The following is a 9,851-nucleotide window of genomic DNA, read 5'->3' as shown; positions in this document are numbered from 1 at the left end:
GAGCCAACCAATCGTCTTTGAATTGCTGGTCTTGTGGCGTGAAGTTGTGCTGGTAGTCCCAGGCATTTTCGTCAAACAAGAAAGGCATCGGACGACCATAGAGGTCGGCGTACTGTGGGTCAGCGTTGTCGAATGATTCATCGCGTACGTAGAACATCCAGTTGAACGCTCGGTGGCTGCTGACACCGAACTTCATGCCCTCTGAACGAACCGCGTCGGACAGTTCCTGAATCACGTCGCGTTTGGGCCCCATTTCAGATGCGTCCCAGCGAGTGAACGCGCAGTCATACATCGGGAAGCCGTCGTGATGCTCGGCAACCGGGATGACGTAGCGTGCTCCCGTGTCTTTGAAGAGTTTGGCCCAAACTTTCGCGTCAAAATTCTCCGCTTTGAATTGCGGGATGAAGTCTTTGTAGCCAAACGTTTTTTGAGGACCGTAGGTGTCGATGTGGTACTGGAAGAAATTGTCGCCGCGACGCTTGCGGTTGATGTACATCTGGCGAGGGTACCATTCGCTTCCGTACGCAGGAACGCTGTACGCCCCCCAGTGGATGAAGATGCCGAATTTTGCATCCTTGTACCACTGCGGAATCTCGTATTTCTCCAGCGAGTTCCAGTCGGCCTGGAAGGGACCTTCTGTGATGGTCGCGTGGATGTTCTTGAGTGCTGGCTCAACTTCAGGGTGCGGCAGTGTCGCTGGGTGAGGCTTGGTTTGGTCTTGCGCCACGGCGGTTTGGAGTGTGATACACGCCAACATGGACATCAGGGTCATCCGAAATTTCATGCTGCAGCTCATCGAAAGGCGGGGCAACGCGGGAGTTAGTGGGGCGGGAAACGTCTTCAGGGGACGTTTCAGTTGGTTTAGTTTCCACTGAGCTGAATGGAATCCCATAGCCGAGTTTGAAATTTTCATGTGGATTCTTAAACTGGCTTTCGCCCCGGCCGATCCATTCCTGATTCGCGCAGCAGACGCTGCAAATACGCAGTTTTCAATCGACTGGAGCCGGGAATCTGATGCGAGCGGCCGGGAAGACGCACCGAAAAGCAGCAGGCTCACCCTCACCGGTAAGGGGGCATGCAATCGGTTGCGTGTTGCCAGGGTGGGCTTTTGAGAGTTCGCGATCAGGGGCGGGCTTCGTAGAGAAGCTCGCCTTCATCGTTATAGAACTTGACCAGCAAGTTTTCGCCTGCGGTGACGGATAGAAACCCGCCGCTGGGTTCCGGTGAGATGAATGGTTGCCGGATCAAAGCATCGGGGTCGGTACCTTTTGGCGATCCTGGCAAGACGCCCATGCGAGAGTTTTCGTCATTCAAGGCACCACAGGCAAACTCTTGAATTCCTGACGGATGAATGCTGTGGTACTGCCAGTGTCGGTCTCCGCACATCGTCATAAAGTGATCGATTTCGTTGGATTCCAACCATTTGAAAAAGTCATTCGCCTCGTGTCGAAAGCCTTTCAAGTTGGCGTGGTTGTCTTTCTTGTAGGCATCGTCGGGACCGACCAAAGGCGTGGGCGAAATCAGCAATTTCCATTTCGCGTCGCTCGCTTTCAATGTGCTTTTGAGCCATTGCCTTTGCTCGTCGCCCCACAGTGTCTTCTCCGGTCCATCCTTCATGCGATTGGGGGATCGGTAGTCACGGCCTTCGGTCAACCAAATTTGAAGGTGCTTGTTGACGCGAAAAGTGCGATAGGTCGGTGCCTCTTGATCGCCTGCGGGAACGATCGGCAATTGTTCTCGAAAGACTTCGATTCCGGTTTGTGGAAGCGGCAGGCGATCTTTGCCATGGTCCGAATCGTTGAAACGGAAGTCATGGTCGTCCTTGGACCAATACCCCGGGGCTTCTTTCAAGAAATCGATCAGACGCTGAAAGCGAAATTGTTCGTGCCAGCACTTTCGGAGTTGCGATAGTGTCTCTGCATTTCGATAAGGATTGTCGTAGTAGACGATGTCGCCGGTACCAACAAAGAATGCTGGCGAGATTTTTTTCATGTGGACCAACGACGGATACCCCAATCGCTTGTCCTCTTCCGTGGCGGTCAGTGGCCCGGATGCCTTGGCCTTTTTGCCGTGCAGGAACTTGTTGTAGTTCATGCAACTGAAAACCAGGAACTCAACGTCCGCTTCGGAATCTCTACCCGGAAGAGTTTGGAATTGACCGATTGGTTCGAGCGGACGTTCTTCGGTCGCGGCGGAAACCAAAGCTCGATAGTAATAACGCGTTCCCGGCAAGAGCGAAGACACTTGGTGCCGCACGATGAAGTCGTTGCCAGGCTCCGCGGTCAACAGATCGCTTGTTTGGGACGATTCAAAATCTGGGCTGGCGGACCACTCGAAACGGACCCTTCCCGCACGTCCGGGCAGGTCTCCGGTTTCGTCCAGCCCTTCTCTCGCGGTCAGTCGTGTCTGCAAAAGCACACTGGTCGATGTCACTTCGCCGGACATCACGCCTTGACCTAGAAAATACTGCTGTGCTTGAACCAGAGATGGGCAGACAAGCAACGCGAGAAAAACCAAAGCAAGACGTGATCGCATCATTTCAACTCAAGCAAGGAGCACTGGGAAGTTACGCCGGAACGACTCGGAATTCACTCGGCTGAGGCGGTGGTTTCGTCGAGTTGTCCCGCGGCCCAGAGCACACCACGCGAAACGAGATCCATGTAGCGAGCGTCCGCAACGGTTTCGTTTTGGTGACCGAGCGACGTGCTGAAGATTCGGGTTTTGTTGGGGCCGTATTCGTTTGTCCACGCGACCACTGCGGTGGCTTCTTTGGGTTTCGCGTTGGGGTTCTTCTTCAGTTGTTTCTTGTTCGGCTTCGTTTCTTGCACGCCTTGGATCAGTGCCGAGGCGCCATCGAAGATGCGGATGTTGTTGTAGAGTTCTTCGTCAATCGTGGTCCAATCTTCCATGCCAGCGGTGATGGGATGCTGGTCGAGGTGCTTGATGTCGATGGGGAATCGGGGACCATGACCGGTGGATTGGAGTCCGATCATTTCGTACCAGCCCGCGTTGTCGGCACCGTCTTGGACGGGTTTGCGGAAGTCGTCCCAGCGATAGCTGTGCATGGCGCAGTGAAGGTTGACTGCAGGCACTCCGTTGAGGTGTTGTTTTAGGATGCGGTCCACATAGGGTTTTTCGGTGACGTCGGCGGAACACTCATCGTGAATCACCACATCGTACCCAGCTGCCCAATAATCCGATTCATAGATGTCGAATCGTGCACGCGTCGTGGTGTTGTCGCTGAGGACCACGGTGACTTTGGCGTTGATACGTTCTTCAATGCCTTCTTTGAGGATTTTGGTTTGGCTGGTGTAGTCGTGGCAGCAACCGCCGGCGACAAGCAGCACCTGAAGTGGTTTCTTCGAAGCTGAATCGGTGGCATCGTCTCCTTGAGAAACGCCCGCAGCGAAGATGGGAGACAAAAGGGCGGTCAAAGCGACAAGGAAAAGTTTTGGCATCGTGATGTGAGTTTGAGGTGGGCGAGAGATTGGATGGTGCCCAATTGTAAACGACCATCCGGTGATTTGGTTGCGGTATGTTGTTTTCTGTTGGAATCTGCCCCCCTTTCATTGACCAATCCCATGAGTCGCTATTGTCATCGAGGAATTGATTGCCCCCCATTTCGGCATTGGAAGGAGATGCGAGCGGTTTTGGGGAGTGTGCTGTTGAGCTTGCTCGCAGGGCCGAACTTGGCGATCGGGGAGGAGTCGGGGCCGAGCGAGGCTTCCATTCAAACCGACCCGGTGGGGGCCAGCGAACCAGCGACTCCGCCCGAGATTTACGGGGAAGGGGTGAGGTCGACGGAACATCGCACACCAGAGGCCGAGCTAGCAGGTTTCCATCTGCCACCCGGTTTTGAGATTCGTCTGTTCGCATCGGAACCCGAGATTGCGAAGCCGCTGAACATGGCGTTCGGTTCCGATGGGCGTCTCTGGGTGACCAACAGTGTCGCGTATCCTTACCCGGCCAAGACGAATCAAACGGGGCCGGATTCCATCAAAATTTTGGAAGACACTGACCAGGATGGAAGGGCGGATTCGGTGACGACCTTCGCCGATGGTTTGAACATTCCCATGGGAGTGTTGCCGTATCAAGATGGATGTTTGTGTTTCAGCATCCCTCACATTTGGTTCTTGCGAGACACGGATGGCGATGGGAAGTGCGACGATCGAAGAATCGTCTTGGGGCCGTTTGACACATCTCGTGACACGCATGGAATGGTCAACTCATTGCGGGACGGTGGTGATGGGTGGATCTATGCCTGCCACGGATTCAACAATCAAAGCGAAGTCGCTGGGACGGATGGGCACGTCGTCACGATGCACTCAGGGAACACGTTCCGGTTTCGCCCCGATGGCAGCCGAGTGGAATTGCACACGCGTGGGCAGGTCAATCCGTTTGGGATGACTCGTGACGAATGGGGGTATTGGTACTCGGCGGACTGTCACAGCAAACCCATCAGTCAATTGATCGCCGGTGCGTGTTACCCGAGTTTCGGCAGGCCAGACGACGGGTTGGGGTTCTTGCCACCGATGATGGATCACCTGCACGGAAGCACGGCAATCTCGGGCATTCAATTCTTTCCGCCGGATTCACCGATCGCCCCGCTTCGAGGTCGTTTTCTCAGTGGCAACGTGATGACTTCGCGTATGAATTGGAATGAGCGTGAGTTTGTGGGGGCGACCGCGAAAGGGCGTGCCCTTCCCGACTTTTTGACCAGCGATGACCCTTGGTTTCGGCCGGTGGATATCCAGGTTGATGAGGAAGGGAACATCTATGTGGCTGACTTCTACAACAAGATCATTGGGCATTATGAGGTGCCGCTGGAGCATCCGGGGCGTGACCGAACCAGCGGTCGAATCTGGCAGATTCGCTACACGGGGTCGCGTGCAGGTGGCGACGATTCGGCCAGCGAAACTCAACGATCGGTTTCGCAAATGCGGCGAAGTTCAGAAACCAATCCAGGTGATTTTTCGTTGTCTGATCTTCGCGAATTCTTGATGCATGAAAATGTGCATGTGGTGCGAATGGCTGCGGAGTGCTTGGGGCGACGCGGTGACACTTCCGATGTCGATCGTTTGGTGGTCACTTTGGCTGAAGCGGCTGAGGAGGACGTTGTCTTGCAGCAGACGGTTCGCATCGCCATTCGCGATCTGCTGAAGCGAACGCCAGCGAGCGATCCCATTTGGGATGCGGTGCCGGGTTGGGAAGTCGCTTCGGTCATGCTCGGGCTGGACGATGGAAAAGTGGTGGCACCGATATTGGCGGCGTTGAAGGTGTCGTCGATGTCAGATGTCGAGCACGCAACCAGCGAGGCTTTGCTGAGCCATGCGGTTTCGCTGGCCGAGCCAATTCAGATGGACGCTTGCGTCGAGTTGGCGAAGCAACTGGCTGGCGATGATGCAGACGCCGCGTTCGAGTGGTTGCGTTTGATTTGCGACGCCGGTGGTTTTCGTGCGACGAACGTTCCAACTGCGATTCGAGTCTGGGCGTTGCAGTTGGTCGAATCCGAGTGGAACGATTTGACGGCAACTGGCCAGGTATCCGTCGCTTGGTTCGCTTCGGGCGATCAGGAGTGGCGACCTGAGTCGCGGTTGACTTCGGTGGCAAGTTCCAACGCGGAACGCGATGAGTTTGCAGAGTTGTTGAGCAGCTTTCCACTGGGGGAAACCTACACCGGAATTTTCGCGAGTGATTGGTTCGCGGCGCCGGAACAGATTGAGTTTTGGTTGGCAGGCCACAACGCTCCACCGGGCCAACCGAATCCGGAGCAGAATCGGGTTCGCCTTCGTTTGGCAGCGACGGATGATGTTTGGAAACAAGTTCTGCCACCTCGGTCGGACATTGCCCAACGCATCGCTTGGGATACGAGCGATTTAAAAGGGCAAACGGTTCGCATCGAGGTGATCGATGGTGACCCAGGGGCCGCGTATGCCTGGTTGGCATTTGGCGGATTTCGTCCCGAGCGTATTGGTCCCTCGAATACGACCACTCAGTGGTTGCGAATTTTGGGATGGGTAGAGCGTTTGGGACTGAATGAAATCGAGCGCGACTTGAGGTTGGTTTTGTCGGATGAACGCTATGGTGTGCTGACGCGATTGCAAGTCGCAAGCACGCTCGCGAGATTGAACGCTAAGTTTGGCATTGGAATCTTGGCTCAATTCGTTGCGGCCGAGACGGGGCATGTGGAGTTGTCAGAGTCGTTGATCGAGGCCGCGTTGCAACAACAGTGGGAAGCAACAGAACCGCTGAAGCAGTTGGGACCGCACTTGGATGCGTCGCAGCAACGCATGCTGGTTTTGGATTGGATCGGAAACGGTGGTGATTTGGGCCCGCTGTTTTCCGCGATCGAGTTGGGGGCGTATTCCGCGGCGGTGTTGATGGATCCCGACGTTCAACAAGCGATCGGGCCGCGGTTGGACGAGCGTTTGCAAAACAAACTGAATGAGTTGACCGACGGGATCGTGCTGGACGCTGGGAAAACGGAACAACTGAATGCGTTCTTGGTTTCTGTTCGCGAGTTGAAAGGCGACGCGTCACAGGGGAAAGCAGTCTTTGCGAAGCGGTGCCAATCATGCCATCAATTGCACGGGGAAGGTGCCTTGGTTGGGCCGCAATTGGATGGAGCGATCTCACGTAGCGTGGAGCGATTGATCGAGGATGTGGTGCTACCAGATCGGAACATTGACGCGGCGTTTCGGACTCAGAGTTTATTGTTGGATGATGGACGCGTGCTGGTCGGATTAGTGACCAGTGAAAATGACGAGACCATCCGGTTGACCACCTCCGATGGGAAGACGCAGGAAGTGCCGGTCGATGCAGTGGAGATCCGGCAGGCATCGAAGCGATCGTTGATGCCTAGCAATCTGTCAGAGCTGATGACGGAGCGAGAGTTGGTGGATCTGATGGCTCACCTGAAGTCGTCTCCAGGGGACGGCAGCCACTGAGGAGCCGGCGAGCCGATTCGCGAACATTAGCTTTTTGCGGCGGCGGATGGCGAAGGTGCGCGAAGGTCTTCGGCGCATGGAAAAACCCCGGCATCAAATCAGATGCCGGGGTTCAATGATCAATCAGTATTGCTTCGATTCAGAAGCGATCAATCGCGATCGCGTCCGCCGCCGCTGCGACGAGGGCCGCGCCCGCGTCCTCCGCCGCCGCTTCCGCCACGTCGACGACGTGGACGATCTTCACCGTCGCCACCGCCTTCTCCGTCGCCGCCACCTTCGCCTTCAACGGCCAAAGGATCTTCTTCGCCGAGCTCTTCAAGAGCTTTGCGACGGCTGAGCTTCACACGATCGTGCTCGTCAACATCGATTACCAGGACCTTCATGGCGTCGCCGACGGCGATCACTTGGTCGAGGCTGCTGATGTATCCGCCACTCATTTCGCTGATGTGAACCAGTCCATCGCGACCGGGAAGGATTTCAACGAAGGCACCAAACTCTTTGATGCTGCTCACGGTGCCGTCGTAGATTTTGCCGATCTGAACGGTTGCCGTGCAAGCTTCGACTTGACGCATGGCTTCTTGAGCCGACTCTTTGTTGCTGCTGGCAACCAAGACGGTGCCTTCATCATCGACTTCGATGACCGCACCGGTCGTCTCTTGAATGCCACGGATGTTCTTTCCGCCAGGTCCGATCAGGGCACCGATTTTATCGGGCGAGATCTTCGTGCGAAGCAAGCGAGGAGCGGTTGGCGAGATTTCGCGACGAGGACGCGGGATCGCCGTCAGCATCTTCTTCAGGATCTCGATCCGAGCCTCACGCGATTGTTTCAGCGTGGCACGGATGATGTCGTTGGTGACGCCGGTGACCTTCAGGTCCAACTGGATACCGGTGATACCGTTTTGAGTACCAGCGATCTTGAAGTCCATGTCGCCGAAGTGATCTTCGGTTCCGAGGATGTCGGTGATCAAGCACCAGTTGTCAGGACCGTCTTGGACGAGGCCGACCGAGATACCAGCGACTGGGTTGCTGATTGGAACACCCGAAGCCATCAGGCCGAGGGTCGCACCACAAACGGAAGCCATCGAGGAGCTACCGTTCGATTCGGTGATGTCGCTGATCACGCGAATTGTGTAGGGGAAGTCGTCGGCGGAAGGAAGCACGGGAGCGACGCTACGCTCGGCCAAGCAACCGTGTCCGATTTCGCGACGCCCTGGTCCTCGGATCGGACGGCATTCGCCAACCGAATACGAAGGGAAGTTGTAGTCCAGCATGAACTTTTTGCTGTACTCGTCTTGTAGACCGTCGACGCGTTGTTCGTCGCGACTGGTTCCAAGTGCGATCGTGATCATCGCTTGGGTTTCGCCGCGTTGGAACAGAGCCGAACCGTGAACGCGTGGCAACAAATCGGTTTCGCAGTGAATGGCGCGAAGCGAGTTGTGGTCGCGGCCATCGGGGCGGGTGCCGGCGAGGATCAGGTCGCGAACGACTTTTTCTTCGAGATCGTGCCAGACGGTTTTGAAGCGATTGACGCAGATTGCGTCCGATGCATCAGGATCAGGGATAACTTCGGCCATCGCACGATCGCGAACCGCGCGGACGGCTTCGGCGCGAGCCTGTTTGCCCGAGGTTTGCTGGGCAGCTTTGAAGTCGTCGTAGTAGGCGTCGGTCAGACGTTGCAGCAACCCGTCGTCTTCGGGGCTTTGGTAAGGCGTCTTTTCTGGATTGACCTTTTGATACAGCTCTTCTTGAAGGTCGATGACTTCACGAATGATGTCGTGAGCGAACCCAATCGCTTCCATCATTTCGTCTTCGGGCATTTCGTTGGCAAAGCCTTCGATCATGGCGAACATGTCGCGGCTGCCGCTGACGATCATGTCCAACTCGCTTTCTTCGAGTTGATCAGCGGTTGGAAAGGCGACCAATTTTCCGTCGACCTTGCCAACTCGAACACTGCCCAGAGGGCCTTTGAATGGCAGTGGGCTGATGTGCAGAGCGGTGGCTCCACCGATCATGGCTAGCACGTCGCCATCGTTTTGCAAGTCGCTGGCGATCACGCACGCTTGGACCTGGACTTCGTCTTTGTAGCCTTCTGGCCAAAGTGGGCGGATCGGGCGATCCATCAAACGCGAGCTGAGAATTTCTTTGGTACTCGGACGGCCTTCGCGTTTGAGGAAGCCTCCGGGGAATTTACCAGCCGCAGCCAAACGCTCGCGGTAGTCACACATCAGGGGGAAAAAATCGATTCCCGGGCGGGGTGTGCCCGATGCGGCTGCAACCAGCACAACGGTTTCGCCGTATTGAACCAGCACACTGCCGGCGGCTTGCTTGGCGATGTGCCCTGTCTCGAACGACAGCACCGAATCACCAATTTTTCGCTCCACGCGAACTTTTTGAACACTCACAACAACCTCTTTTCCTGCACTTACACAACAAACAACAATAGGAACGGCTTGTTCAGAAGCCGGCCCGTTTTGCATCCCTGGCCAACAAGGCCGAATCAACCACAACGGCTGATGGGAAAAAGTGGCGACTGGGTCACCACAAAACAAAAGTGAAGAACCACAAACAAGTCAGTCGACCGATGCAGTTCGTGACAAACAAACCTGGGCTTGGTTTGCATGAATCGCCATGGCTACCCGGAGGTGCCACAAGGGAACTGCTTTGACGAGGCGACAAGATGCAACCGGACCGATTGCCAATACAGGGACGCGTCAAAGTAGAGCCAGCGAAGCGGCGATCACGCTCACTGATTTGGAAGGGGGGGATTTGAAATCCAGAGAAGGATTTTCCCGGACGCGTTGTTGAGTCACAGACAGGCTGCGACTCCACCCCGCCCCGGGACCAAAGAGCCCGGGGGGACGCACGCCACGTGGCCGCGGCCACGCCGTCGACCACCCGGTCACA

At 55.9% G+C, this 9,851-nt stretch carries 5 protein-coding genes; 1 reads left to right on the top strand and 4 read right to left on the bottom strand.

The genetic code is table 11. From position 1 onward, the window contains the following. The 3 genes from ACF8AM_RS16365 to ACF8AM_RS16355 all read right to left on the bottom strand — a co-directional run. On the bottom strand, nucleotides 1-763 hold a 763-nt coding region (locus ACF8AM_RS16365; protein ID WP_392556665.1), incomplete at its 3' end, for an alpha-L-fucosidase. 359 nt (nucleotides 764-1,122) lie between these two features. Continuing rightward, a complete protein-coding gene (locus ACF8AM_RS16360) occupies nucleotides 1,123-2,538 on the bottom strand; it encodes an alkaline phosphatase D family protein (RefSeq protein ID WP_392556664.1) in 1,416 nt (471 codons plus the stop codon). A gap of 50 nt (nucleotides 2,539-2,588) precedes the next feature. Beyond that, on the bottom strand, nucleotides 2,589-3,458 hold the full coding sequence (locus tag ACF8AM_RS16355) for a ThuA domain-containing protein (protein WP_392556663.1): 870 nt from the start codon (nucleotides 3,456-3,458) through the stop codon (nucleotides 2,589-2,591). Between the two features lie 123 nt (nucleotides 3,459-3,581). On the opposite strand from ACF8AM_RS16355, the gene ACF8AM_RS16350 reads away from it, so the two are divergent. Further along, nucleotides 3,582-6,947, top strand: a complete 3,366-nt coding sequence (locus ACF8AM_RS16350) for a PVC-type heme-binding CxxCH protein (RefSeq protein ID WP_392556662.1) — start codon at nucleotides 3,582-3,584, stop codon at nucleotides 6,945-6,947. A gap of 149 nt (nucleotides 6,948-7,096) precedes the next feature. Here ACF8AM_RS16350 and pnp read toward each other — a convergent pair whose 3' ends face one another. Continuing rightward, entirely contained in the window at nucleotides 7,097-9,349 is a 2,253-nt protein-coding gene (gene pnp / locus ACF8AM_RS16345; protein ID WP_392556661.1) for a polyribonucleotide nucleotidyltransferase, read from the bottom strand. Nucleotides 9,350-9,851: the final 502 nt, after the last annotated feature.

This window comes from Rhodopirellula sp. JB055 (assembly GCF_043100905.1).
Taxonomy (GTDB): domain Bacteria; phylum Planctomycetota; class Planctomycetia; order Pirellulales; family Pirellulaceae; genus Rhodopirellula.
The sequence above is the reverse complement of the archived record's forward strand: the minus strand, read 5'-3'. Positions and strand labels throughout refer to the sequence as shown.

What these genes read in the sequence shown, in the direction of transcription:
- ACF8AM_RS16355 (WP_392556663.1), bottom strand. Translation starts at nt 3,458, where the DNA reads ATGCCAAAACTTTTCCTTGTCGCTTTGACCGCCCTTTTGTCTCCCATC.
- ACF8AM_RS16360 (WP_392556664.1), bottom strand. Translation starts at nt 2,538, where the DNA reads ATGATGCGATCACGTCTTGCTTTGGTTTTTCTCGCGTTGCTTGTCTGC.
- ACF8AM_RS16350 (WP_392556662.1), top strand. Translation starts at nt 3,582, where the DNA reads ATGAGTCGCTATTGTCATCGAGGAATTGATTGCCCCCCATTTCGGCAT.